The following is a 26,338-nucleotide window of genomic DNA, read 5'->3' on the forward strand; positions in this document are numbered from 1 at the left end:
GCTTGAAAAGCTACTAAATAAGTATCGCTTCTTTTTGGAATTCCCGATTCGTTATCCCTTGCATATGCGTTACTCCTTTATTCGTAGATTTTGGTATGAACACCATGCGATTATTCCTTTTGGTGAGTTTCATGTTGAATTTTGCGATTGTATGGAAGAAGGAGATTGTCCCTTTCCCGGTTATTGTGACATCTGCACAGAGATTGAAGAACAAATTGAAACGAACAACAATCAGGTGATTGATAATGCTCTGAAAGACCTATTGCCCTCGGCCTCTGAAATTGATGAATGGATTCGATATCAGGAGGAACATCGGGAAAATGGATTGGGAAAAGATCAAGTGTTGGGTTCTAGTTGCGAGAACCAAAATGGAGGTTCTTTCGATGATCAAGGGAAACGTCTAAATATGGATTTATTTCCGATACCGGGTTTGTGTATAATTTGCAAAAAATATGTTGAAGATGATTGGAGCGAAAATATTCTTTGTCAGCTTAATCGATGTAATCAACCGAATAACGGAAATTTTGAATGTGGTTCATTTAAAAGGTTTAATGACGGATTATAGGTCAAAAGAGAGCCATGACAGGTTTTTTTAGCTGACTTGAATAACAAGTGTCAAATAGTCCCTGGCAATTCCAATTTTACAGGGTAAATAACCAGCAGGGTCTCCATCTAGTTCAATATCAGGATTTACAACATTGCCTAAGATTTCAATTTCATCAATGTATTCTACGTAGAATCTTTCTGTATTCTTGATTTCTTTTCCGCTGTATGCATTTTTCAATATTTGGGGTAAGCTGATCAAAGTAATATCCCTTGCCGTGAGGCAATATAATTGTCTTGTGTCCGGATTAAGTTTATTGAATACTTTAATACCGGAAGCGATATAATGAGTTTTTCCAATCGATAAGTTAAAGAGTTTAGATATTGAATACGATTCACTTTTTATTTCAAAAGACTGATTAGTTGGATGATAGTTGAAAATTGATACAAGTAATGAAATAAGAGTTCCTAGAAAATCGCCCAGATATTTTCTAATCCCGCTATTGGCCTTTCTTGCAACTTTAGAACCGATTCCAATATTGGCACAACATCCAAAATATTCAGTTTTGGGCTTGGTACAATTGTCTATCCTTTGTTCATTCAAACTGGTGTCGTTTCGTTCTGAGAATGTAATTCTTCCTACTGTAATTTGTCGTTTGTCGTTTGTTAGAAGGATATCGATAGCTTTGTCAATATCGATTGGTATATTATAGCTTTTGCAAAAGTCAGGGCTGGTTCCAGTGTAAATTACCCCCATCGCGGATGAAGATATTCTTCGGCCTTCGCTATCAAAAAAGCCATTTAGTACTGCTCTTATTGTGCCATCTCCACCAACTGCAACAATTACATCATACCCCTCTTTGTTAGCCAGCATCGCTTGTTGGGTGGCATCAGTAATGTCATCTATTAGTTTATACTTGTAAGAAACCTTCGATTCATCAAGACGGGAGATAATATAACTGGTTAGTTTACGACTTCTTCCGCCCCTGGCTTTGGGATTTATTATCAGGAAAAAAGTCATCCTATATTCTTTTGATTTTCCGGAAACATGCTATTGCTTTATCCAGGTTCTCTGCTGACAGGTTTGCTCCGGCGATTAAACGAATAACACCCTTATTCAGGGGGACCGAAGGATATACGAATGGCGTAGCAATAACTTTGTTCATAAATAACTGTTTTGCAAATAATATCGTGTCTAAAGAATCACCTGTTTTAACTGAGATAATCGGGGCCTTAGCATCCGAAAGTTGGTAACCACATTCAATCAGTGCATCTCGAAGTTTGTTTCTTGCATTCCACATCCGTTGACTTAGGTCGTCAAACTCATTCTCAATGATAATCAGGACTTTTAATATTCCGGCCAGAATATGAGGCGGTAATGCGGTTGAATATACCAGGTGAGAGGAATAATATTTCAGGTAATCAATCAGGCTTTTTTTTGCACCAACTACTCCACCCAGGTTGGCCAATGCTTTGCCAAGCGATGCAACATAAATGCCATCGTAATCTGTAATATCAAAATGCTCCAGAATTCCTTTACCGCTTCGCCCCAGAACTCCAATACCATGGGAGTCGTCGATGACAGGTATGGCGTTATATCGCTTACATAAAGTATTAATGGAATTGAACGGAGCAATACTTCCTTCTGTTGAAAAAACGGATTCAGTGACCACAAAAATTTGCTTGTATTTGTCGCAGTGTTTGAGGTTGTCTTCAAGACTTGTCAGATTATTGTGTAAGTAGGGGCGTATTTTACATCCAATGGCTTTGGCACCTTCAATTAGAGAAGAGTGAGCATACTGATCAATAACAATAACATCATCTTTACTGGTAATTGCTGAAAATACACCATTGTTTGCCTGGTAACATGATGGGTATATCAAGCTGTCTTCAACGCCAATAAATGATGACAGCCTTTGGCATGTTTCTTTGTATAACTCTGAGAATCCGATCGAAATGGGTGTTGCACACATAGATACACCATATTTTTCTACAGCCATTGAAACGGTCTGCTTCAAGCGTCGATCGTTGGCGATCCCCAGATAGTTATTGGAGGCTAAATCAACAACTTCCTCATCTTCAACTCTGATGATGTCATCCAGTCCGGATTGTACCTCCAGATAATAAGGATTAAAATCGGCCTCCTGAATTAGCTGATCGTCCAGATGAAACTTGTTGTAAAATTCAACAATGCTCATGACGACTGTTTATAATATCGTGTTTCCAGAATATTTACGATATCATTGACAGTCCGGATATGCTCAAGATCTTTTCCATCAAATTCGATTGAGAATTCATCTTCTATTGCGTTGATGATCATCAATGTATCAAAAGAGTCAATTCCTAAACCTGCTATCAAATCAGTATCAGGTAAAACTTCAAGGCCATTCTCTTTGTTCGCCTTAATTATTGATATTACTTTTTGTAGCGTTTCCATGATTTCGGTTTTTATAACATTGAGTAACGTTTTGTGTGTCACACATAATTGCACAATAATTGCAGTTTTGACATTTTGATTTGTAGTTGTAATCTGCTTCAATCTTTCCTACAAAATCAGGTTCACAGATAAATGGTCTGCATAAACTGACAAAATTGACTCCATCAATTTTTACAGCTTGCTCCATTTCTTCTCTTTTACGGAATCCACCAACACTGATAATAGGTTTAGTCGTGTGTTTCGCAGCAAGTTTCGCATAGTCAAGATTATACATTGGCGAAAAAGGTTTGAGCTTTTTTTCTATTAGTGGAAAGAAGATTAGCTTTTTGATATACTTAGAGAGTTGGCTATCTGAATGAAGGACTTTATTTTTTGCTAAAATCAGATCGATTGGTACATCGCCTCGAAATATATTTAAAGCGTAATCCATCGTCCCGTAACTAATTTCAATGGCATCAATGTCTCTTTGGTCGATAAATTGGATCAGTCTTTTAAGCCGCTTATTGCTTAATGCAGGATGATAGTCATCTCCGCCACTTATTTTTATAAGAACCGGATATTCGGCCCCGCATTTATCACGGACCTTATCAATGATCAATTCCAAAAATTTTGTTCCGATTCCGGTTTCTTTATCAATGCCAAATTGATCCGTCCGGTTGTTGATTTCGGGAAGAATAAACTGATGAAGTAAATACCCGTGAGCAGCATGCAACTGAATCCCGTCGAAGCCGGCCATTTGAGCATAAAGGGCACTGTTCCCGAATTTTTCGATGATCTGCATAATCTCATCGGACTTCAATGGTTTGGGGCTGCTTCTGAAATAAGAGGATCGTTTTTTTGAAACACCAACAACTTCCTTTCCTGTTTCCTGTGTTCTGGTTTGCCGCCCGGTATGTGCCAGTTGCATGAAAATTTTCCCTCCGTTGCGATGCACGCTGGATGTGACTTCTTTATAAATCGGGATGAATTGGGAGCTATAGATACCAGCTTGTCCAGGTTGCATCGCTTTACCTTCTTCCGAAACGTATGCAAATCCAGTGATAATTGCGCCAATTCTACTTTTTGAAAGCTGTTCATATAACGACAGATATTCTTTTGTGGGGAATCCTTTTTCATTACACATTCCTTCGTATGTGGCAGACCGTATGATTCGGTTGCTCAACTCACAATTCCCGATATATGCCTTTTCAAATAATTCCATTTTAGCAGATTTATGCTTTAATGTTTGTATTCAGGTTAAAAAGGAAACCAACGAAAATGTAGGTCAAAATAAAGAGGATCATCCCTAACTCAGGATTGAACAAAGCTATAATCGCTGTTTGTGCACAGGTACAGGCTCTGATATTCGTAACGAGAGAATAGTATGTTAATTCACCTTTTGGATTTTTGTAATAAAGAAATCCGGTCCACACTTGGAGAAATACAGTTAAAAGACCCAGAATCACAAAAATACGGTTGAGCTCTATCTCAATTGCATGAAAACCATAGTAACCCATCAGAAATATAACAGAAGGCAGAAACGAAGCGAATATGGCGATGTATCTGTTCTTTTCAAGCCCATATTTTACAATGACCGTATTTTTACCCGCAAGTTTGTCTCCAGTAACATCTTTAAAGTAGGTGTAGTAAGTCATTAAGCCATTTGTTACAGTAATGAGAACAAGCGCACTAACCGTGCTTCGCGTAAAATAAGTATCTGTAGGGCCGGCTGCCCAACAGCCATAAAGGCCACACATTGAAATCATAACTCCGAATACAATATTCCCCCATAGCCCATGACCTTTGGCATACTCATATACAAAGTTTAAACCGATTCCAATAAGTAAAGGAATTACAGCAACCGGTTCAAGATAGAACCATGTTACAAGGAGAGTGAAAGTTAGGAGCAATGAAGATGTGATTAGTGCACTTTTAATATCAAGCTCTCCTGTTACCATTGGTCTGTCAGGAGCATTAATCCGGTCTTCATCCAGACCCAGATAATCATTGAAAATCTGGTTTGTTCCCCATGCCAGGAAGAGGATGATAATGATTACGATCTTTTTGATAAGCGTTGTCGGCTCTTGTATGGTGTGTACGAAATTAGATGCAGGATTATAATAATTTTCACTAGCAATAAATTGATAATAAGCAATTCCTAACCACCCTACGATGCCTGTAACAAAAGCATAATACAAACGCATTGATTTGATATAAGCCTTAATGAATCTATTTACGGTGATTAATTGCATCGTTTCGTTTTTACAAGCGTTGTATCTTATTGTAGAATTCAACATCGCCGTTTCGTTGCCATGTTGTATATAACTCTCTCGAAATATCGGGAGGTAGTGGGAGAGAAGTAAGCTTATTGCTTTCTTTTAGTTTGAATACCTCATGGGCATATTTTTCGCAAAGCTGGCATGATGAAGGATGCTTGAATACTTCCCGCATGCGATCATATAGCACATCAAAACCCTCATCCTGAATGTTTCCAAAAGAGATATTGAGAAATTCACAAGGTTGCAAATCGCCTTTTGCATTGATGTAGAACCGGTCAATGGCTCCTGCTGTACACCCGAAGAAATCTTTGGACTCTTCCCGAATCATAGCATAAATTGCTGTATCTCTTTTGTGATTGTTTTTCAAATTGTAATCATCAACCTTCGATAGTAAATGATTGACATCGTCTTCTGTAAATTTCTCTAATGACGAATTCAACCAGCCACCTGCAGGCTTTGGTTTTATGAGCTGTAATATTGCTCCTTTAAAATTTTGCGAGGTTTCCATGATCTTTTCGAAAGTTCCATCCCGGAAAGCTTCTTTTAAGAGACAGGTATTAAAAGTTACGGGAATGCCAACCTGGTGGCATAACTGAATGCCATTCCTCAGATTTTCCCAAGCCTTGTTTGTACCCATAAATTGATTTAGTTTCTCAGGCTTATCCAAGTGGAGAGAAAACATAATCCCCATCAGGTTATTACGATTTTTCAGTTCTGTCAGGTTTTCCAGGGTCATTCCATCGCCTGTCGAATTTATGAGGATTTCGGAGCGTTCATCAATTGCATTACAGACTTTAAGCAGCCGGTCAAATACTAGGAACGGTTCTCCACCTTCTATGTTGAAAAAAGCGATCCCCTTATTCTGAAGCTTTTTTACTGTTTCAACAAGAATGTCAATGTTTACGTCTTTGCCCCGATCGAACTTTTGATAGCAGTGTGGGCAATTATAGCGACAAGCAGCTGTTACCGAAATCAGGCAGGTAATACACGGCATTTGTTTATCAAACTCAAGAACTTTGTTACAAGCATGATAAAAAGCCTTTGACGGAAATCCCGGAACGTACAAATTGATTTTTACTTTTTTACCAATCTTGACGAACTTGTTATGCTTCATCTTTTTCAGAAAATACAACAGGCGTCTAAGAATTCGAACGTAATGTTTTGCAGGAAAACTACCTTTGAAAAGTTCCGTTGTGAAATGTACGAACGTGAATAATTTGATTTTCAATCCGATTAGTTCTTTCTGAATCCCGATATAGTTTTTTATTTCAAGCGTTTCCATAGGTGTCGTTCTTAAATTAAACCTTCGTGTTTATACCAGTTTACAGTTCTTTCAATTCCATCTTGCAGACTGAATTCATTGGTAAATGATAGAAGTACTCTTGCTTTTTCTGTTGAATACTCAATGTTATCGTAATACATGTTTATTCGTCCTCTGGAAATCAAAGGTGGGTTCTTTAATCTAAGAAGCGTATAGATTAGCTCCAGAATGAACGCAAAGGGATAGGTCAATATCCATGGTATGTTCTTCGGTTTTACGACAGCGAGTGCCTTGCAAAAAATGGAAAAAATATCATCCATTTTCTCATTCCTTTGGTTGCCAATGATTACCCGGTTTACGCCTTTGATTTTTTTTCTAAAAGCTAAATAATAAGCTCGGGCTAAATCTTTTGCATAGATTATGCTAAAGTTGTTCTTTCTGGATCCGGGGTAGAGCGGGATTTTAATTTTTACCGTTTTAAGGTACATGTAGAATCCTGTATTGAACTCCCTTTCTCCGTATACCCAGGTTGGTTCAATAATCGTTAAGTTAAGCTTATTCTCCTGAGCATATCTCATGGCTTCTTTGGTGCAAATGGCTTTCGTATCTCTGTAATAGTTCATTTTGCACGGAAAAATAGAATCCAGGAAGTATTTGTAGTGCGAGTTGAAAGGGGACTCTTCTGTTTTTACTTGTTTTGAATTCTCTTCACCATAACTTGAAATTGAACCTGTTACAATAATCGTCTCAATGCCATTTGTTTTACAGGCCTTCAAGATGTTTAAAGTGCCGGTAACATTCGTTTCGTAAAAGTCTTTGTATTTCCCCCAGTCCTTAACCAGTCCGGCCAGGTGAATGACACAATCTTTATCTTCTGATAATTTGATAAGCGTGGATAAGTCTCGTATATCACCGTACACCAATTTCACAGGAAGATTTTTGATGTATTTTATATCGGTCGTTTTTTTGACAAGACAGTAAACATGCTGATTTTCTTTGCAGAAATACTCAACCACATGGCTTCCAATAAAGCCAGCGCCACCTGTGATTAATATTTTTTGCATTTCTGACATATTGACAATTAATTATGCATGTTTTGAGGGATAACTTCCTCATTGACTTTTCTCCATTCTTGATACCAGCCCTTAATTTTCTTCCCGGAGTCTTTGGGCGGCTTATCAATCTCGTGCCAGACGAGGTAGGCGTCTCCATTGTTCTCAACCATTACGACGGCACTAAGCCCCTTCGATCTGTATAAAGTCTGAATGGCTTGTACGGGGGAATGAACGATCGGCGTGCCAACGTTTAATGAAGTGTTTACTGCTGCTTCAACACCTGTATATTGTTTTAAACTTTTCAAAAGGGCATAACAAAGTGGATTAGTTTCCTCTCTGCATATTTGAATCCTACTGGTTCCATCGACATGAATTACTGCCGGAATTATGGGGTAACTTTTCTTTCTGGCCTTGACTGTAAGAACCATGTAGTTATATGCATTGTAATTGGCAGCCGATGCTCCTTTCGAAAGATGGAAAAAGCGCTTTGCATCCTCCAAGGTGATTATTGGAGCCAAAGGACGGATTCGCTCTCTGTATTTAACCTGGCTGTTTAACAACTTTAGTGTGTCCGGATTGCATGGGTTCGCAAAGATCGACCGGTGTCCTAATGCACGGGGGCCCGTTTCACCGACGCCTTGATAAAGCCCGATGATTCCATTTCTGGAAATGATATAAGCCATGAAATCTGCTACCTTGTACAATTCATTCTTGTTCTGGATATTTCCAATTTTAATTGAGCCTAAATCATTCGATTCAGCAATTCTCTTTTTTATTTCACCATCTTCCGGCGCTTTACCGCAGATAAAAGCGTGGTTCATAGGAGAACACTTATGCATATCATTTAAGAGTGCGAAATGAAAGGCAGATCCCATTGCTGTTCCGGTGTCGCTGGGATTTGGAGGAATCCATAGATTTAATCTCGAACTATTTTGGTGAAGCGTTTTTTTGTAATACGATTCATCAAAGTGGTCAAGCAATTTCATGTTGGCAATGCAGTTCAATGCCGTTCCTCCACTTAAAATAAGCTTCGTACTTTTTGTTTTTTTGATCAGGTAATCCACCATGTGAAATAAGGCGTCTTCGTAGATTAGTTGCAAGGCCGCAGCCTTATCTACTCGCTGCTGGGTAATCGGGGCATGTTCAATATCATCAACATTCAAAACGATGTCCGGATTCCATATTTTGTCCTGGGGAATAGGCTCGCCAAGAATATCAATCAGCCTTTTGCTATAAGGCTTAACCTGTCCGTATTTGTGATAGTTAATTAAAGAGCGGTTTACATATACCCATCCGTCGCCATCGAAGTGTAAGATCTGTCGTAACCTCTTATAGAACGGATTCGTTAATCGATTCATGTCTCCCCAAGCACTAGCTCCCATGTAGCGTCCTTCACTGCTTAAGGGTTCCCAGCCTCCTTGTGTCGAACTTATTACGGCATATAATAATCCTTGTGAATCCATTATTGAGGAATTGTTTCGAATTCTCTCAAGTTTATTTCCAGAGGCTACATAGTGGGAGATAGAACCATCGTCACCAAAACCATCCATAACTATAATCATAACAGGATCCTCACTGTTGTAAAAAGGAGACATTGCATAGGCATAGTAAGCGTGATTGTTATGGTGAGTCATTCCAACTATCGGAACTCTTTCTTTTGTTTTCAGGTAATGTTTCAATTTAGAAGGAGCCTTTAAGGCATTAACAAAATGCCAGAAGTTCATGTGCGGTGAGGCCTTTTCATAGATCAGGTTAAAACTTCGTGGAGCTTCTTCTACAGCATGACGAGTTACCGTCGCAAGACCTTTTAGATAGTCCCAGGAAGCAACAACCATGAAAATGTCTTTGGGTGATAATCCCATCGTCTCCAAAATTTGAATGATATCATTCAGCGAATGCTTAGGGAAATGTCCGTCATTCTTGATTCCGCTATATCTTTCTTCCTCATTATTGCATAAAACTTTGATACCCTCAGCTAATGAAACCTCGACTAGCGAAGCAGCAGAATTGTGGCCACTCGGTGTGATTCCCAGGATGTACAATTTTTCCCCTCTCTCTATTCTATTAGCGAATAGACGTCCCATTTCCTGATAATAATGACTATCTGCAGTGTAGAATTTCAAAGCTTTACCAATTATTTTTGTGAAGAAGTAAGTAATAGCTTCTGCTGATTTGCCTGCATTAGGAAAGTGAGGACGAAAACGACCAGTATGTGAGTGATTCATCTTCATGATATACGATTTAATGTTTCAGCATACTTGGTCAAATCATTTAAATAGTCATTAATGTGATTATAATCCCGGGCTCTCAGGTTATAGTTATCCAGTTTTTTCTCAGTTCCATTGAGCACGATTGTCTTTTCCCTATTTTCTTTAATCGTTCCAATTTTTGTTATTTCAAAATGATGCTGCTTGACTTCATCACAAAAAGCTTCCTCCTCATCCTCTTTTATCGTAAAAACGAGCTCATATTCACCACACTCGCCAAGAAATAAGGCAGCTTCAGGTTTGTGAAGTAATTTGCAGGCAATGATTCCGGCCTTCAGATAGGGAATATTGGTGATTTTATAACCCAGGTGGTTGATTTCAGCAACTGTATTTAGGGCATTAAAAAGACCATCACTCGAATCTATGCATGATGTAGCGTATTGACCAATCATTGCTGATTCACGAGCTCGAATTGGAAATTGTATTCTGTAGTTATCGATGACTTTCCCCAAAAATCTGTTTTTACCATATAATTTGAGAGCAGCCTCCAGGTTTCCAGCTCCTACACGACCAGTCATAAATATCAAATCGCCTTGGCTTGTCCCTTTCCTTGTGACAGGTGTAGAAACTTCGCCAATAGCTACCCCTGTGTAATGCCAACTAGTTGATCTTCCAATGTCTCCACCAATAAATTCAACCGATAATTGATTAAGAACATCTGATATACCTTTTGAAAATGAGTCAATAAATTCATTATCCCATTCATTCGAATAAGATATGCTATGTCCATAGAAAACCGGTTTCCCGTTTGTTGCAAAAATGTCGCTTATGGTGCAAGCCGCGACGTTCCATCCCAGGCTATAGGGATGTTCATCACGAAAGAAATCCTCTTGAGAAAATTCATCAACGGTAAAAAGTAACTTGCCTCCGTTGTAACTGATAATTTCAGCATCAGATTCAAAAAAATTATTTAAAAGGCTTTGGCTTCTAGGTAAGATTTTTAAGATTCGTTTTATTGTATCTTGCTCTGTGTTCATATTCATAACTAATGAATTACACAATATTTGCAAGGTGATTTTATTGATAAGTTTATTCGGAAGTTACTCTTGGAGAATGGTTGATCTATCAACTATTAAAACTCTTTTGAATATACGAGAGTTAGCATCGTATGTTTATTTATAAGGTTTTCGTAGACTGCTTATATTCTATAGCCAGACTATAAGAATTCGGAGCAATAATTTAAGGTTGAATTTGACTCGCAGATTTAGAGCAGGTGACAATTTTAGAAATATCTAGTTCTTGTTTTGGAGATAAGTGATTGGTTGATAAAAGAAAAGGAGAGTATTTATTACTCTCCTCGGAGCCTTCCACGGGACTCGAACCCGCGACCTGCTCATTACGAATGAGCTGCTCTACCAGCTGAGCTAAGAAGGCAACATTGAAAAGCCCGAAGTTAAGCACAACAGGCTATCGTTATTCTTTGTAAGCCAGTTTTTTTAAACAGAAAGCTTATTTTATTTCGAAAGCAATCTTAATCACGTCATTAAAGTAAGCAACAAAATGCGGCGTGATTCCTTCTTTCAGGTAATCGGGCAATTCGTCGAAGTCTTTTTTGTTTTCTGCCGGGAAAATCAACTCAAAAATATTTACACGCCGGGCTGCGATCGTTTTTTCACGGAGGCCACCAATTGGTAGAACTTTACCGGTTAGGGTTAGTTCACCGGTCATCGCCAGGCCTTTTTTGATTGGTTTGTTGATTGCCAGCGAATACATGGCCAGTGCCATTGTAATTCCGGCTGATGGGCCATCCTTCGGTGTTGCACCAGCTGGCACATGCAAGTGTACCAAGTGGTTCTTGAAAAACTCTTTTTTATCGTTCTCCAGTAAGCTTTGTACATAGGAGTAAGCAATTTCGGATGATTCCTGCATGACATTCCCCAGTTGCCCGGTTTGTTTAAGTCCCGGGCCGCGACCTTTTACACCTTGGGCTTCAATGTAAAGTGTTGTTCCCCCCATGGCAGTCCATGCCAAGCCAAGTGTTACTCCCGGAATTTGTTTCTTATACAACTCTTCAGTGGTGAAAATCGGTTGCCCCAAAAATTCGGTCAGGTTATTTTTGCTGACATTGATTTTGGTATCGCCATTCTCGGTCAGTAAGAGCGTCGATCTCCGCATAATCTTTTTAACCTGGTTTTCCAGTCCGCGTACCCCAGCCTCCCGGGCATAGCCATCCACAATCTCTACTAATGCAGCATCAGTAATATTCACTTCGTTGGCTTTCAAACCATGTTCTTTACGTTGTTTGGGAATGAGGAAGCGTTTGGCAATTTCTACTTTTTCCTCTAAAATGTAACCTGAAAGGTTGATAATCTCCATACGGTCGAGTAAAGGGCGTGGAATGGTGTCCAGCTGGTTGGCCGTGGTTACAAACAGGATGCTCGACAAGTCGTAGCGTACATCGAGGTAGTGATCCAGGAAGTCGCTGTTTTGCTCCGGATCAAGTACTTCCAATAAAGCTGCTGCCGGATCGCCTTGGTAACTGGCACCGATCTTATCGATCTCGTCGAGCATAATTACCGGGTTCGAAACGCCTGTTCGTTTCAGACATTGAATCAACTTACCGGGCATAGCACCAATGTATGTACGCCGGTGGCCTTTAATTTCAGCTTCATCGCGCATACCGCCTACAGAGAAGCGGTAAAACTTTCGGCCAAGAGCATCAGCAATTGATTTACCAATGGATGTTTTGCCCACTCCCGGAGGCCCAACCAGGCAAATGATGGATCCGGAAACCTTGCGCCGTTTCACGATGGTACTGACAAACTCGAGGATGCGTTGTTTTACATCGTTGAGGCCGTAGTGCTGTTCATCCAGTATTTTTCGAGCTTTGGCAAGGTCGTAATTGTCTTCGGAGAATACGCCCCAGGGCAAATCGGTTAGCCAGTTTAGGTAAGTGCGCGAAACCTGATACTCGGCCGACCCGCTTTCCAGGCTTTGTAATTTATTCAACTCTTCCTGAACAGTTTTTGCTGCTTCATCACTGAAAACGAGCTTCTGAATTTTCTTTTCAATTGCTTCAATTTCGCTTGTTTTGTCGTCTTTTTCCAGCCCTAGTTCCTGCTTGATAATTTTTAGTTGTTCGCGCAGAAAAAACTCACGCTGCTGTTTCGATATCTTTTCTTCAATCTGCTTTTCAATATCTTGTTGCAAAACATTTAGCTCAATTTCTTCTTTCAGCAGTTTAAGCAATAAGTCACTTCGTTCGAATAAGTCGCTTGCTTCAAGCAAAGGCTGAAGTTTATCACCGTCAGCTGTCAGGAAAGAAGCTACCAAGTCCATCAGTAGACCCGGTTTCTCCATGCCAACCTGCGACAGGGCCAATTTCATCTGTTCCTGAAACATCGGATTCAGCTTAATCAACTCTTTGACTGAATTGATGATAGCAAGGGTGTAGGCTTTCAGTTCGTTGCCAACAGGCTGCTTACCATTGTAATCATATTCAACCTGCCAGTGTCTGAATCCCATGCGTACAACTTCCTTTTTATAATGAAAACGCGTGACCGCTTGTGCAAAAAACTGGATGCTATCATTGGTTTTGTTGATCACTTTCAGGACTTTCAGTAAAGTTCCGGTTTTGTAAATTTTGGATTGGTAGAAATCGCTTTTGTTTTCTTCCTGGATGTACGATACGCCAATAAATCCATCATTTTTTTCGATGGAGTATTGTACTGACTTGACTATGTTCTGGTTTACAAAGTTCAGCGGTAGCGCTAAGCCTGGAAAGACGGGGCGGTTTTCGAGGGGAAGGACGACAATATTATCCGGGTAAACCTCCGATACCAGCACGATTCCGGTGTTTTCATTGGTATTGTTTTCCATAATTTCAAATTTTAAAAGACCTCCAGTTCAATTCTTCCGGTACCTTAAAAGTTATTCAATTTTCGGGAAGAATCGTTGGTTACAGGTTTTCAAACATAAATCCAAACATTGAAAATGAACGGAATGGCAGTCGATACTGACATTTTGAAACTGATTTTTCTGGATAGCGTGAAAAAAAGACAGGAAGGCAGTAATCAAAACAGGCCGATATTAAGAGATTAAAAAAAATGATTGGCGCACACATCGCGATCTGGAGCACTTCGTTTTTTTTAATAGCTTTGAATCGGGTAAAATAGTAAGGTGTTTTTTGAGCTTATAACTTAAAATAGATTTTTATGTGGTACCGTATCTGTATTGGCTTGTTGTTGATCTCTGGAATTGCTGTTGGTCAGGCCAAACATCCGATTTACAAAGATCCGGAATATTCGCCGGAAGTAAGAACCAAAGATTTGCTGCAACGCATGACTTTGGATGAGAAAGTTGGGCAGATCCTCTGTTTCATGGGCTGGGAGATGTATGAGATAAAAGGGAATGATGTGGCTGCTTCCAACCAGTTTAGAACCTTGGAAAAAGAACAGTTGGCCGGTATGTTGTGGGCTACTTTTCGTGCCGATCCATGGACTAAAAAGACCCTTGCAAACGGATTGAATCCGGAATTAGCCGCCAAAGCTGCCAATGCTTTGCAGCGTTACAGTATTGAACATTCCCGATTGGGAATTCCGATGTTTTTCGCAGAGGAAGCTGCTCACGGGCATATGGCTATAGGAACAACAGTGTTCCCGACCGGCCTGGGACAGGCTGCAACCTTCAATCCCGAATTGATTGAAAAAATGGGCCAGGTAATTGGAGAAGAACTGCGACTGCAGGGGGCTCATATTGCTTACGGACCTATTCTTGATCTGGCACGTGAACCACGCTGGTCGCGTGTTGAGGAAACTTATGGCGAAGATCCGATTCTCGTAGCTCGCATGGGTGAAGCGATGGTAAAAGGCTTGGGGGGGGGAGATGTTAGCCAGCCTGAAAGTGTCATCTCAACCTTAAAACACTTTATTGCTTATGGAGGTCCTGAGTCAGGAGTTAATGGTAATGCTTCAGTTGTAAGTCGTCGTGATTTGCTGGAGAATTATTTTCCGCCGTTTCACGATGCGATTGATGCCGGCGCTTTGTCGGTGATGACTTCCTACAATTCGATCGATGGAATTCCTTCAACAATGAATAAAGAATACCTGACTGATATTTTGCGTGACAAATGGAACTTTCAGGGATTTTCGGTTTCCGACCTGTACAGCATCCAGGGAATCATGGGCTCGCACTTTGTGACGAAAACAGTACAGGAGGCAGCCATTAAATCGATTGAAGCCGGAACAAATGTGGACTTAGGTGGTTTGGCTTATGCCGAATTACGTCAAGCCGTAAAAGAGGGCAAATTGCCGGAAAGTGTAATCGACTCCGCTGCATATAACGTATTGCGGTGGAAGTTCGCCATGGGCTTGTTCGACAATCCGTATGTTGATCCGAAAGAAGCAAAGAAAAAGGTTCACAGCGAAAACCATATTGCACTGGCTCGTGAGCTGGCCCAACAATCCACCGTTTTACTGGAAAACAAAGGTGTATTACCACTCCGTAAAAAAGGCATTAAGCTGGCGGTAATTGGTCCGAATGCTGATGTCATGTATAACCAACTGGGAGATTACACGTCGCCGCAGCCTGAAGAAAATGTTGTGACTGTTTTGGAGGGTATTCAAGCTAAAGTTGGGGTTAAAAATGTGATTTACGCGAAAGGATGTGCTATTCGCGATACCACACAATCGGATATTGAATCAGCAGTAAAAGCGGCTGAAGAAGCAGATGTTGCTGTCGTGGTAGTTGGTGGTTCCAGTGCCCGCGACTTTAATACCGACTACCAGGCTACCGGTGCAGCAGTTGCCAACAGCAAACTGCTGACCGATATGGAAAGTGGTGAAGGGAACGACCGCATGACTTTGACCTTGATGGGTGATCAAATGAAATTATTGAAAGCCATTAAGGCAACAGGTAAGCCTGTAGTGGTTATTTATATTGAAGGCCGACCGCTAAACATGAATTGGGCATCGGAGAATGCAGACGCGCTATTGACTGCCTGGTATCCGGGAGAGCAGGGCGGAAATGGAATTGCTGACGTGTTGTTTGGCGATTACAACCCGACAGGTCGTTTGCCAATCTCTGTGCCTCGTGGAGTTGGACAATTGCCGGTTTACTACGATAAGAAAAATCCGGTAGCACATAACTATGTGGAAGGAACATCGGCACCCTTGTACAGCTTTGGCGAAGGGAAAAGCTATTCAAACTTTAAATATGCCAATCTGAAGATTAAACCAGTGGATGATTTCACCTACACGGTTTCGTTCGATTTAACCAATACCGGTAACTACGATGGAGCAGAGGTGCCGCAGTTATACCTGCGAGACGAGTATGCTTCAACGGTACGTCCGATTAAACAGTTACAGGCTTTCTCGCATGTGTATCTGAAGAAAGGCGAAACCCAAAAAGTCACTTTTACTTTGAAGAAAGACATGTTTAGTTTGATTGGTGTTGATTATAAACGCATAATTGAACCCGGTGACTTCAAGGTGATGATTGGTTCTTCATCGAAAGACGTTCAATTGGAAGATATAATTACCTTGGAAAAGGGATTTCGATATTAAGTTCTCGCTTGGCAGCGATTGAGAAAGGGTGAAGAGGATGGCACTTTAGGGTGGTTTCTTTTCACCCTTTTTTGTTGCGAGGCTCGTTACTGCACCTTATCGAGGCTCGTTACCTCTCTTTAACGAGGTTCGTTACTACGTCAAACAAAAAATCCCGATTGGATGTCCAACCGGGATTATATTTTGAATCGAGTTAGAAACTCGATTAGTAAGCAGTAATGATACCGATGAAGTCTTCAGCTTTCAATGAAGCACCACCGATCAAACCACCGTCAACGTCAGCGCTGGCGAACAACTCAGGAGCGTTGCTTGCTTTACAGCTGCCACCGTAAAGGATTGAAATTTCTTCAGCAACTTCAGCACCGTATTTTGCAGCGATTGCTTCACGGATGTCTTTGTGCATTTCTTGTGCTTGCTCAGTTGAAGCAGTTTTACCAGTACCGATTGCCCAGATTGGTTCGTAAGCAATAATTACTTTTTTGAAGTCTTCAGCGCTTAGGTTGAAGATTGTTTCTTCCAATTGGTTGATTACATAGGCTTTTTGAGTACCAGCTTCGCGAATTTCCAAAGCTTCACCACAACAATAGATCGGAGTTAAGCCGTTTTCTAAAGTCAAGGCAACTTTTTTGTTCAAAATTTCGCTTGTTTCACCGTAGTATTCGCGTCTTTCAGAGTGACCTAAAATTACGTAACCAGCACCAGTTGATTTTACCATTGAAGCAGAAACTTCGCCAGTGTAGGCACCTTTAGCTTCAGCAGCACAGTTTTGAGCAGCAACACCAACCAGTGAAGCGTCTACAGAATCAACAACTTTGGTAATATGTGTAAAAGGAGCTCCAAGAACAACAACAACGTCTTTCGCGTCTGCTTTGGCAACCAGTTCGTTTACAGCTTTTGCTAATTCAACACCTTCCTGAACGGTCGTGTTACATTTCCAGTTACCGGCAACAACTTTTTTTCTCATGTTTTATTTGATTTGTGGATAGAAATTATGATTTCAATTTGTCGACCCCAAAATTAAAAAAAGGCGGATAAACCACCTATATTTTTGATTGTGATGTTTTGAATTTAACCTTTGTTTAAAGCCTTTTTGATTTAGAAGTTCAACGTTTTCCAACCTTCTTTTAAATAGTTGGTTAGCGGGACTCCCATAGGACGTACGTCGATATCCAAATCTTTCAGGTCGGTGGCCACGTTGTACATATTGGCGCAGGTAATGCAGGCTTCAACAACGACGCCAGCATCCATCAACTTTTTCACTTCGGCTTGCAGGTCTTCATTTTCAGCCAGTAGTTTAGCTGAAGGTCCCCAAACAATCAATACAACATCGTCGAACCAGCCTTGCTTTTTAGCATTCAGTGTGTACATGAAACAAACTTTCTGTGCGACTTCGGGATCTCCGCTCGACCAAATAACCGCCAGTTTGTTGTTGTTCTCATTCATTGGTTTTTCGTTTTGGGCTTTGCCGGCGAAGTGGATACCAACAAGCATTAAGAAGAATAAAATTAGTTTTCTCATGGTGAATTCGGTTTCTTCGGGCAAGTTATTAAGCCAAGTTCCGAATTCAAAACTGAAGCCGGAGATTTAAACATTTTTTATTAATTCTTCAGAGCTTTTAACCTTGATGGAAATCCTTTATCTCCAGTAAATCGAATTCAGAATAATTTAACTTATTCTGTTGAATGAATGCCTTGTTGATCTGGAATAATTCACTGTTGAAGGTGTCCTGCGGAAAAGTGTTTTCAGCAGAGAAATCCTCATCGTCGAATTCAGTGAAGTTGAGTTCACAGGCCGAAAGCTCCCATTGCTCCTCATTTAAGTAGAGCAGGGGAAGGCCATGCGTCCTGCAAATGAAAGGCCGGTGGGCATAAACCTGGCAAATATGATCCTGTAAGAAAATACAGCTGTCGTCTTGCGATGCCTTTGTCTCCACCGGTTGCTCTTTAAGGCTTTGTTGAATGGCAAAGTACTCCACCGGAAAAATCCGGTAATTCATGCAGCACAGATCGCATCCCTTGCGGCATTGCATATGGCTTTTGTGAAGCTCCGAAAGTTTTTCTGTCAATTCATCCACTTTGGCGATGAATTGTTGGTATTGTTCAAAATTGTAGGTCATTATTATAAAATCTTAGACAAAGATAGAATCTGTTGGTTGGACAAAAAAATAACCTGAAGCAACAGAATTTTCACGCTGTTGTTTCAGGTTGTTTCTATCTTTTAAATTTCAGTTTATTCGACGAATATTAATCCAGGATTAGTTCCGGTTATGCTGCGACCACCTTCCGGGGTAACCAGGAAGCTATTTTCAATACCGACCATGCCGATTTCGGGAATACCTTTCTTTGGTTCAACGGCGAAAACCATGTTCTCCTGAATAGGCATCGTAAATCCCTTGGCCAGTACCGGCAACTCATCAACAGTCAGACCAATACCATGTCCCAGAAACTTCACCTGTCGATTGCCATAGCCCATAAAGTTTTGCTTAAACTCATCGCTCAGGTCAGTCATAATGGTTTCGTAAATCATTTCCGGTGTGTTGCCAGGCTTTAGCATTTCTGCTACCCGGTTCTGGATGTCTACACATTGGCGATGAATGTTTTGCACTTCTGCCGGTAATTGCTCGCCAAACATGTAAGTCATGGTTTTATCCGAGTGATACCCGTTAACGCCAAGTCCCATATCGACAAATACCAAATCACCTTTCTTCAATTTCCGCTCGCGGCTTCCCAAACTAGGGACGGCAGCATTCAGCCCGCGGTTTCCGCCAGGACCATCAAAGTTGGTTGGAATTAAAGAACTGGTTCCAAAGCCCAATTGTGCCACCACAATGTCGGTGTCGTGCATCGCAAAACGGGCGGTTCCCTGGTGTCCTTCTTTCACCATAACCTCGTAAAGCTCTGCTGCCAAATCGGCTTCACTCATACCCTCGCGCAACAGGGTTGGAACTTTTTCTTCCAAAACCCGCTGGTGAATTTTTCCGGCCTGTTCCATAAATGACAGTTCCCACGCGCTTTTCACCGAGCGTGTCAGAGAAACTTGAAAATCTAATGGCTTGAACGACTCAAACGGGAAATATTTTCGTACCCGGTTAAACATGGCTAAGGGTACAAACTCGGTTTCCAAATAAACTTCATTCGGTATCCGGGAGTAGCTGCTCGCGGCATCGCGGTAGCTTCCCATTGGCTTGATGTCGGCAAATTCCGATTCATGAACGGCTCTTTCGTAGCTGCGGCGCACCCAATAGGTTGCTCCTTTATCTCGCTCAACGATCAACATCCCTTCCGACATCGATCCGGTAAAATATAACAGGTTTACTTTACTGAAAATCATTGCCATTTGCCAATCCCGGTTTTGGGCCGTCATGATTTGGCAAAAGGACTCCATCCTCGCATTCAGCTCTTTGGCTGGTGTTTTCTCACTCATAAAAATGTATTTGGGACACAAATATAAGTGTAATGATTGGTCTTACTTGGGATGATCTGTGAAGTTTAGGAACTCTTAACGAAACTTCACACTCGGTAGGCAAAGGGAAGGGAATCAGGATGTGATTATTAACAACAGTCTGAAGTTTTACACATTAGGCTTGTTTTAGTGCTTTATAGCACATTCTTCCTGAGGAATTTTTATCTTTGCACCGTCTTTCAGGCGGCCTTTCAAAGAAGATAATTTACCGAGACCTTTTTGGTAGTTTTTGAATCTTTGGCTGGTAAACTAAAAATCGGGCAGAAAGCCCAAAACATGTCAACTTTATCTTAAAAAGAGATTCAACATGATTTCATTTTTTAAAACTCCTCAAAGCACTGTTCTCGCGGTGCAATCAACAAATTCTTTTGCAGAGGCAGACATCGAAAAACTGGTTTGGCTATTTGGCGAAGCAACGTTTGTTGATGGTGAATCAATCGAAGGCTTTTTTGTTGGGCCACGTCGCGAAATGATTACACCATGGAGTACAAATGCTGTGGAAATCACCCAAAATATGGGACTTTCAGGCATCATTCGTATTGAAGAGTTTTTGGCTGTTCCGGACGACAATGCCGGATTCGACCCCATGCTTCAACGGATGTACAACGGTTTAAAACAAGACCTATTTACAATCAATAAAAAGCCGGACCCGATTGTCGGGATTGAAAACATTACTGCCTACAACGAGCAGGAAGGTTTGGCTTTGAGTGAAGATGAAATTGCTTACTTAAACGAGGTTTCTGAAAAATTGGGCCGGAAGTTGACCGACAGTGAAGTGTTCGGTTTCTCACAAGTAAATTCAGAACACTGCCGTCACAAAATTTTCAACGGTATTTTTGTAATCGACGGGGTAGAAATGGAAAGCTCGCTTTTCAAAATGATTAAGAAGACCTCGGAGACTAACCCCAATAAAATTATATCGGCTTATAAGGATAACTGCTCATTCGTGCAGGGACCGGTGGTTGAACAATTTGCTCCGAAGACGCAGGATAAACCTGATTTCTTCGAAGTAAAAGATATTGAAACAGTGCTTTCGCTAAAAGCTGAAACGCACAACTTTCCAACTACGGTTGAACCGTTCAACGGTGCAGCAACCGGTACAGGTGGTGAAATTCGCGACCGTATTGCCGGTGGTAAAGGTGCTTTGCCAATTGCCGGTACTGCTGTTTACATGACTTCGTACCCTCGTACTGAAGATGCCCGTAACTGGGAACAGGCCACCGAAGAACGTCCGTGGCTATACCAAACACCGGAAGAAATCCTGATTAAAGCCTCAAACGGAGCCAGTGACTTCGGTAACAAATTTGGTCAGCCGCTGATTTGTGGTTCTGTTTTGACTTTCGAACATTTTGAGAATTACAAAAAATACGGTTTCGATAAAGTAATCATGCTGGCCGGTGGTATTGGTTTTGGCCGCAAAAAGGACAGCCTGAAAGATTCACCGGTGAAAGGGGATAAGGTTGTTCTGTTAGGTGGCGATAACTACCGCATCGGAATGGGTGGTGGAGCTGTATCGTCGGTGGCAACCGGTGAATACGAAAATGCCATTGAGCTGAATGCCGTACAACGTGCTAACCCGGAAATGCAGAAGCGCGCTTACAACGCCATTCGGGCTTTGTCTGAATCGGATGAAAACCCAATCGTTTCAATTCACGACCATGGTGCCGGTGGTCACCTGAACTGTTTGTCGGAGCTGGTGGAAGAAACCGGTGGCTTGATTGATACCGACAAATTGCCTTGCGGTGATCCTACGCTGTCGCAAAAAGAATTGATTGGTAACGAGTCGCAGGAGCGTATGGGCTTGGTGATGCACGAGAAAGATGTAAACTTGTTGAAAGATATTGCCGACCGCGAACGTTCTCCGATGTATGTTATCGGCGAAGCAACCGGCGATATGCAGTTCACCTTCAAAAACTCAAAAACAGGTGAAACACCAATCGACTGGCAATTGGCTTACATGTTCGGTAATCCCCCAAAGACGGTTTTGACGGACACTACAACAACCGAGAAATTTGAAGAACTGGCCTACGAGCCTGCTAAAATAGAAAGCTACCTGGAAGATGTTTTGCAACTGGAAGGTGTAGCTTGTAAAGACTGGTTGACTAATAAAGTTGACCGTTCAGTGACTGGACGTATTGCCAAACAGCAAGGTGCAGGTAAATTGCACTTGCCGTTGAATAACTTGGGGGTGATTACTCTGGACTATCAAGGTAAAGCCGGCTTGGCAACTTCGATTGGTCACGCGCCGGTAGCAGCGATGATTGACCCTGCAAAAGGTTCTGTTCTTTCAATTGCTGAATCGTTGACCAACATCATTTGGGCGCCGATGCCGGATAAAATCCGTAGTGTTTCGTTGAGTGCCAACTGGATGTGGCCTGCAAAGAATGCTGGAGAAAATGCCCGGATCTACAGTGCCGTTAAAGCTGCCAGCGACTTCGCTTGTGCGCTGGGCGTAAACATCCCGACAGGTAAAGACTCCATGTCGATGACACAGAAGTACAAGGACGATGTGGTTTACTCTCCGGGTACCGTGATCGTTTCGGCTTCGGGTGAAGTTACCGACGTGAAAAAAGTAATTGAGCCGGTATTGGTGAACGACGCTAACAAACCGGTTTATTATATCGACTTCTCATCAACAGCGTTGGCTTTAGGCGGAAGTGCTTTAGGTCAGGTGGTAAACAAGATTGGCCAAGAAGCGCCAACTGTTACTGATGCTGAATATTTCGTGAAGACTTTCAACGCAGTTCAGGATTTGATTGAAGAAGAGTTGATTGTTGCCGGTCACGATGTGGCTTCAGGTGGTTTGATTACCAGCTTGCTGGAAATGTGTTTCAGTGATAACGAAAGCGGTTTGAAACTGGATCTTTCGGGATTGGGCGAGGCGGATAGCGTGAAAGCTTTCTTCAACGAGAACCCGGCAATTGTTGTTCAGGCTGCTGATGCAGCGGCCTTCGAAAACAAGCTGAATGCTTCCGGAGTTCGTTTTGTGAAAATTGGTACACCTGCCGAAGCGAGAGAGTTCACTGTTGTAAACGGTGCTGCAAGCTTCGACTTAGATATTGATTCATTGCGTGAGTTGTGGTTCAAAACATCATACTTGATGGATCGCAAGCAAAGTGGTGAAAAACTGGCTTTGGAGCGTTTCAAAAACTACAAGAAAAACGAGCTGGTTTACGATTTCAAAGACTTTACAGGTAAGGCAGCCGACTATGGCATCGATTTGAAACGTCGTACTGCAAGTGGTGTGAAAGCGGCTATCATCCGCGAAAAAGGGGTGAATGGTGACCGCGAAATGGCTTACATGTTGTATCTGGCTGGTTTCGATGTGAAAGACGTTCACATGACCGACCTGATTGCCGGACGTGAAACACTGGAAGATGTGAACCTGATTGTTTATGTCGGTGGTTTCTCAAACTCCGACGTACTGGGATCCGCCAAGGGATGGGCCGGTGCTTTCAAATACAACGAAAAGGCTCGCGTGGCTTTGGAGAATTTCTACAAGCGTGAGGATACCCTGAGTTTAGGTGTGTGCAACGGTTGTCAGTTGGCTGTTGAGTTGGGCTTGATCTACCCGGAACACGAGCAAATGCCAAAGATGTTGCACAACGAGTCACACAAGTTCGAGTCGAACTTCATAGGCGTTGAAATCGCAGAAAACAATTCGGTGATGTTGAAAACAATGGCCGGCATGAAGTTGGGTGTTTGGATTGCACACGGTGAAGGAAAATTCAGCTTCCCGTATGCTGAGAGCGAATACAATATTCCATTCAAATACGCCAATAAATTCTACCCGGGTAACCCGAACGGTTCCGACTACGATGCAGCTGCCATTTGTTCGAAAGATGGTCGTCACCTGGCAATGATGCCTCACCTGGAACGTGCTTTCCGTCCGTGGTTGTGGCCATATTACCCGGCTAACCGCAAAAAAGAGGAAGTTGCTCCGTGGATCGAAGCCTTTGTGAATGCACGCAACTGGATCATCGATAAAACAAAAGCATAAGTACTAAAATGCATAACTCAAAGCGGCTGTCCCCAACGGATAGCCGTTTTTTTTGTGTCGCTTTCGTGGAAATTTAACTGCTTGTGGTCGGTTGAAAAAGATCAAGCTACTGGAGGAAAACTGTGTTCTGACAGGAAACGAAAAGTATTTTTGGAGGGGCTTTTTAAGGAGGTGAAGAGAAGTTTTAGAAAAGATGCTGAGGTTTTTAAGATAGATGCTGAAGGTTCGTTAACTGTCCCAATCGTGCCTTCTATCGATGCTCTGTTCCAGCTTTTAGTCTTTATTTAGTGGCTTTTTATGCTTTCACCTCAAAGGGAATCCGGAAGTTGCAGCCTGCTTTGAAATTGGTGCAGCCGTATGCTGTTTTCCCTTTCACAATTTTCCCAACGTTGCATTTGGGGCAGGTGCTGTCTTCTTTGATCTCAGTGTTTAAAATGATTTCAGCCTCATTGCTGATCAGTAGTCTGCCGTCAATTTTCAGGTCGTCGTAGGTGAATCCTTTAATCATCGGGCTCTTCTTTTTGTCAGCCAGTGTCACCGCCTGCTTGTCGGTTAGTTTTTTACCAAACAGCTCAAAAGGAATCATAAAGCGGCAGCCGTTTTTCCATTCCGAGCATCCCCAGGCCGAGTTGCCTTTCAGGAGTTTCCCGTTGCCGCACTTGGGGCAGGCCAGGTCTTCAGCAGCTTTGGCGGCTTCCTTTTTCTTTTGCTGCTTGGCTTCTTCTTTGGCTTTGGCCTTCAGTTTCTCTTCATCCTCAAGGATGGTGATTTGCCTGCGTGGCGAGCTTTTTACCTGGTTAATCACATCCGATACCATCTGCTTCATCTCGTCCATAAACTGGGCAATGTCAAGCTCGTCGTTTTCAATCTGGCGCAATTTACGCTCCCACTGCCCGGTTAGCTCGGCCGATTTTAACATGTCGTTTTCGATGCTGGCAATCAAATCAACGCCCGTAGGTGTGGCCACCAGACGCTTGCGCTCCTTTTGGATGTAGCGGCGGCGGAACAACGTTTCGATGATGTTGGCGCGGGTTGAAGGGCGACCAATGCCATTTTCTTTCATCAGCTCGCGCAGCTCGTCATCGTCCATATTTTTACCGGCTGTTTCCATGGCACGGAGCAAAGTCGCTTCAGTATAGTATTGCGGTGGTTGTGTTTGCTTTTCCTGCAAATCGGGCTGATGGGGGCCATGCTCGCCCGTGGTGAAGGCCGGTAAGATTCGATCATCACTTTTATCGTCATTATCGTCTTTCTGGAAGACCACACGCCAACCTGGTTTAAGAATTTGCTTGCCGGTGGCTTTGAAGTCGTGCTTACCGATACTGGCTTCTACTGTGGTATTTGCAGCCTCGCAATCGGGATAAAATACACCAATAAAACGACGGCAAACCATGTGGAATACTTTCCGTTCAATCTCGGTCAGGTCGATGCGGTTTTGTCCTGTTGGTATGATGGCGTGGTGATCAGTAATCTTCTTGTTATCAAACACCTTCTTCGACTTGCGAATCTTTCCGGCCTCAATGATGGGCTGTGTCAATGATTCGTAGCCTTTCATATTCTTGAGGATGGAAGGCACCTTCTTGTAAATATCGTCCGATAGGAAAGTAGTGTCTACACGCGGATAGGTGGTTACCTTCTTCTCGTAAAGCGATTGAATGGTGCGTAACGTATCATCGGCACTGAGGCTGAACTTGCGGTTACATTCCACCTGGAGCGATGTCAGGTCGAAGAGCCTTGGCGGATGCTCGTTACTCTTTTTCGTTTCAATTTTGCCAATATAAAGGTCGATCCCTGAGATTTCCTGCAACACTGTTTGTGCATCTTCGGGCTTCTGGAAACGGCCGCTCGTTGCTGAGAAAACCGTGTCGCGGTACAGGGTCTTGATTTCCCAGTAGGGGACCGGCTGAAAGTTTTCAATTTCCAGTTGGCGCTCTACGATCATGGCCAGTGTTGGTGTTTGTACCCGCCCGATGGAAAGCACCTGCTTGTTTTGTCCGTATTTGAGGGTGTAAGCGCGGGTAGCGTTCATACCCAGCAGCCAGTCGCCTATAGCACGGGCACTGCCGGCCTCATAGAGTTTATCAAATTCGGAAGCATCCATTAGCTTGTCAAAACCTTCGCGGATTGCCTCTTCAGTTAGCGATGAAATCCATAAACGTTTTATCGGAGCTTTGGCAATGGCCTTGGTTAGTACCCAACGCTGAATGAGTTCTCCTTCCTGGCCGGCATCACCACAGTTGATGATCTCATCGGCTTCGCGAATGAGTTTTTCGAGTGTCTTGAATTGCTTTTGCACACCGCCGTCGTCAATCACTTTAATGCCGAAACGTGGAGGAATCATGGGGAGGTAGCGCATGTCCCAGTATTTCCATTTGTCGGTGTAATCGTGTGGTTCTTTCAGTGTACACAAGTGTCCAAAGGTCCAGCTAACCCAATAGCCATTCCCTTCGAAGAAGCCGTCGCGGCGGGTTTTAGCACCCAGTATTTGAGCAATTTCTTTGGCAACACTTGGTTTTTCGGCGATGCAAAGTTTCATTCTAAGCGAATCGGAT

General features: G+C 42.3%; 18 protein-coding genes and 1 tRNA gene. 3 read left to right on the top strand and 16 right to left on the bottom strand.

Going from position 1 to position 26,338, the window contains the following annotated elements; all coding sequences use genetic code 11:
* Positions 1-565: hypothetical protein (locus tag AC37HE_RS14255; RefSeq protein WP_500783522.1), on the top strand; the 565-nt coding region annotated here is incomplete at its 5' end.
* 27 nt (positions 566-592) lie between these two features.
* Here the strand turns inward: AC37HE_RS14255 and AC37HE_RS14260 are convergent.
* The 11 genes from AC37HE_RS14260 to lon all read right to left on the bottom strand — a co-directional run bounded on the left by AC37HE_RS14260 (position 593) and on the right by lon (position 13,640).
* The gene (locus AC37HE_RS14260; RefSeq protein WP_500783523.1) at positions 593-1,564 is read right to left on the bottom strand and encodes a diacylglycerol/lipid kinase family protein; all 972 of its coding nucleotides are present in this window, start codon (positions 1,562-1,564) and stop codon (positions 593-595) included.
* Between the two features lies 1 nt (position 1,565).
* Positions 1,566-2,741 (bottom strand): aminotransferase class I/II-fold pyridoxal phosphate-dependent enzyme, encoded by a 1,176-nt coding sequence (locus tag AC37HE_RS14265; RefSeq protein WP_500783524.1) that lies wholly within the window; start codon positions 2,739-2,741, stop codon positions 1,566-1,568.
* Positions 2,738-2,980, bottom strand: coding sequence for an acyl carrier protein (locus AC37HE_RS14270; RefSeq protein WP_500783525.1), 243 nt, complete (start codon positions 2,978-2,980; stop codon positions 2,738-2,740). The genes AC37HE_RS14265 and AC37HE_RS14270 overlap by 4 nt, the downstream gene beginning before the upstream one ends.
* Complete coding sequence (locus tag AC37HE_RS14275) at positions 2,946-4,181, bottom strand: NADH:flavin oxidoreductase (RefSeq protein WP_500783526.1); 1,236 nt, start codon at positions 4,179-4,181, stop codon at positions 2,946-2,948. Before AC37HE_RS14275 ends, AC37HE_RS14270 begins: the two co-directional genes overlap by 35 nt.
* A gap of 10 nt (positions 4,182-4,191) precedes the next feature.
* The gene (locus AC37HE_RS14280) at positions 4,192-5,211 is read right to left on the bottom strand and encodes a UbiA family prenyltransferase (protein WP_500783527.1); all 1,020 of its coding nucleotides are present in this window, start codon (positions 5,209-5,211) and stop codon (positions 4,192-4,194) included.
* Positions 5,212-5,221: 10 nt separating this feature from the next.
* Complete coding sequence (locus tag AC37HE_RS14285) at positions 5,222-6,520, bottom strand: radical SAM/SPASM domain-containing protein (protein WP_500783528.1); 1,299 nt, start codon at positions 6,518-6,520, stop codon at positions 5,222-5,224.
* A gap of 11 nt (positions 6,521-6,531) precedes the next feature.
* Positions 6,532-7,563, bottom strand: a complete 1,032-nt coding sequence (locus AC37HE_RS14290; protein WP_500783529.1) for an NAD-dependent epimerase/dehydratase family protein — start codon at positions 7,561-7,563, stop codon at positions 6,532-6,534.
* Between the two features lie 17 nt (positions 7,564-7,580).
* Positions 7,581-9,785, bottom strand: coding sequence for a carbamoyltransferase C-terminal domain-containing protein (locus AC37HE_RS14295; protein WP_500783530.1), 2,205 nt, complete (start codon positions 9,783-9,785; stop codon positions 7,581-7,583).
* Positions 9,782-10,804, bottom strand: coding sequence for a thiamine-phosphate kinase (locus AC37HE_RS14300; RefSeq protein WP_500783531.1), 1,023 nt, complete (start codon positions 10,802-10,804; stop codon positions 9,782-9,784). Before AC37HE_RS14300 ends, AC37HE_RS14295 begins: the two co-directional genes overlap by 4 nt.
* Before the next feature lie 318 nt (positions 10,805-11,122).
* A tRNA-Thr gene (locus tag AC37HE_RS14305) sits at positions 11,123-11,195 on the bottom strand.
* Positions 11,196-11,270: 75 nt separating this feature from the next.
* Positions 11,271-13,640 carry an endopeptidase La gene (gene lon, locus AC37HE_RS14310; RefSeq protein WP_500783532.1) on the bottom strand — a complete coding sequence of 790 codons (2,370 nt, stop codon included), beginning with the start codon at positions 13,638-13,640 and terminating at the stop codon, positions 11,271-11,273.
* A gap of 335 nt (positions 13,641-13,975) precedes the next feature.
* Between lon and AC37HE_RS14315 the strand changes: the two genes are divergently transcribed.
* Positions 13,976-16,324, top strand: a complete 2,349-nt coding sequence (locus tag AC37HE_RS14315) for a glycoside hydrolase family 3 N-terminal domain-containing protein (protein WP_500783533.1) — start codon at positions 13,976-13,978, stop codon at positions 16,322-16,324.
* A gap of 205 nt (positions 16,325-16,529) precedes the next feature.
* Here the strand turns inward: AC37HE_RS14315 and tpiA are convergent, their stop codons facing one another.
* The 4 genes from tpiA to AC37HE_RS14335 all read right to left on the bottom strand — a co-directional run bounded on the left by tpiA (position 16,530) and on the right by AC37HE_RS14335 (position 19,747).
* Positions 16,530-17,288: a triose-phosphate isomerase gene (tpiA, locus tag AC37HE_RS14320; RefSeq protein WP_500783534.1), complete on the bottom strand. Its 759-nt coding sequence runs from the start codon at positions 17,286-17,288 to the stop codon at positions 16,530-16,532.
* Between the two features lie 131 nt (positions 17,289-17,419).
* On the bottom strand, positions 17,420-17,842 hold the full coding sequence (locus AC37HE_RS14325) for a DsrE family protein (RefSeq protein WP_500783535.1): 423 nt from the start codon (positions 17,840-17,842) through the stop codon (positions 17,420-17,422).
* Positions 17,843-17,939: 97 nt separating this feature from the next.
* Positions 17,940-18,440 carry a YkgJ family cysteine cluster protein gene (locus tag AC37HE_RS14330; RefSeq protein WP_500783536.1) on the bottom strand — a complete coding sequence of 167 codons (501 nt, stop codon included), beginning with the start codon at positions 18,438-18,440 and terminating at the stop codon, positions 17,940-17,942.
* Between the two features lie 113 nt (positions 18,441-18,553).
* Positions 18,554-19,747: a M24 family metallopeptidase gene (locus tag AC37HE_RS14335; RefSeq protein WP_500783537.1), complete on the bottom strand. Its 1,194-nt coding sequence runs from the start codon at positions 19,745-19,747 to the stop codon at positions 18,554-18,556.
* Between the two features lie 346 nt (positions 19,748-20,093).
* On the opposite strand from AC37HE_RS14335, the gene purL reads away from it, so the two are divergent.
* Complete coding sequence (purL, locus tag AC37HE_RS14340; protein WP_500783538.1) at positions 20,094-23,786, top strand: phosphoribosylformylglycinamidine synthase; 3,693 nt, start codon at positions 20,094-20,096, stop codon at positions 23,784-23,786.
* A gap of 295 nt (positions 23,787-24,081) precedes the next feature.
* Here purL and AC37HE_RS14345 read toward each other — a convergent pair whose 3' ends face one another.
* Entirely contained in the window at positions 24,082-26,322 is a 2,241-nt protein-coding gene (locus tag AC37HE_RS14345) for a type IA DNA topoisomerase (RefSeq protein ID WP_500783539.1), read from the bottom strand.
* Positions 26,323-26,338: the final 16 nt, after the last annotated feature.

This window comes from Mangrovibacterium sp. (genome assembly GCF_059905295.1).

What these genes read in the sequence shown, in the direction of transcription:
- AC37HE_RS14300 (WP_500783531.1), bottom strand. Translation starts at nt 10,804, where the DNA reads ATGAATATGAACACAGAGCAAGATACAATAAAACGAATCTTAAAAATC.
- AC37HE_RS14345 (WP_500783539.1), bottom strand. Translation starts at nt 26,322, where the DNA reads ATGAAACTTTGCATCGCCGAAAAACCAAGTGTTGCCAAAGAAATTGCT.
- AC37HE_RS14280 (WP_500783527.1), bottom strand. Translation starts at nt 5,211, where the DNA reads ATGCAATTAATCACCGTAAATAGATTCATTAAGGCTTATATCAAATCA.
- AC37HE_RS14285 (WP_500783528.1), bottom strand. Translation starts at nt 6,520, where the DNA reads ATGGAAACGCTTGAAATAAAAAACTATATCGGGATTCAGAAAGAACTA.
- AC37HE_RS14265 (WP_500783524.1), bottom strand. Translation starts at nt 2,741, where the DNA reads ATGAGCATTGTTGAATTTTACAACAAGTTTCATCTGGACGATCAGCTA.
- purL (WP_500783538.1), top strand. Translation starts at nt 20,094, where the DNA reads ATGATTTCATTTTTTAAAACTCCTCAAAGCACTGTTCTCGCGGTGCAA.
- AC37HE_RS14275 (WP_500783526.1), bottom strand. Translation starts at nt 4,181, where the DNA reads ATGGAATTATTTGAAAAGGCATATATCGGGAATTGTGAGTTGAGCAAC.
- AC37HE_RS14325 (WP_500783535.1), bottom strand. Translation starts at nt 17,842, where the DNA reads ATGAGAAAACTAATTTTATTCTTCTTAATGCTTGTTGGTATCCACTTC.
- AC37HE_RS14330 (WP_500783536.1), bottom strand. Translation starts at nt 18,440, where the DNA reads ATGACCTACAATTTTGAACAATACCAACAATTCATCGCCAAAGTGGAT.
- tpiA (WP_500783534.1), bottom strand. Translation starts at nt 17,288, where the DNA reads ATGAGAAAAAAAGTTGTTGCCGGTAACTGGAAATGTAACACGACCGTT.
- lon (WP_500783532.1), bottom strand. Translation starts at nt 13,640, where the DNA reads ATGGAAAACAATACCAATGAAAACACCGGAATCGTGCTGGTATCGGAG.
- AC37HE_RS14290 (WP_500783529.1), bottom strand. Translation starts at nt 7,563, where the DNA reads ATGCAAAAAATATTAATCACAGGTGGCGCTGGCTTTATTGGAAGCCAT.
- AC37HE_RS14260 (WP_500783523.1), bottom strand. Translation starts at nt 1,564, where the DNA reads ATGACTTTTTTCCTGATAATAAATCCCAAAGCCAGGGGCGGAAGAAGT.
- AC37HE_RS14270 (WP_500783525.1), bottom strand. Translation starts at nt 2,980, where the DNA reads ATGGAAACGCTACAAAAAGTAATATCAATAATTAAGGCGAACAAAGAG.
- AC37HE_RS14335 (WP_500783537.1), bottom strand. Translation starts at nt 19,747, where the DNA reads ATGAGTGAGAAAACACCAGCCAAAGAGCTGAATGCGAGGATGGAGTCC.
- AC37HE_RS14295 (WP_500783530.1), bottom strand. Translation starts at nt 9,785, where the DNA reads ATGAAGATGAATCACTCACATACTGGTCGTTTTCGTCCTCACTTTCCT.
- AC37HE_RS14315 (WP_500783533.1), top strand. Translation starts at nt 13,976, where the DNA reads ATGTGGTACCGTATCTGTATTGGCTTGTTGTTGATCTCTGGAATTGCT.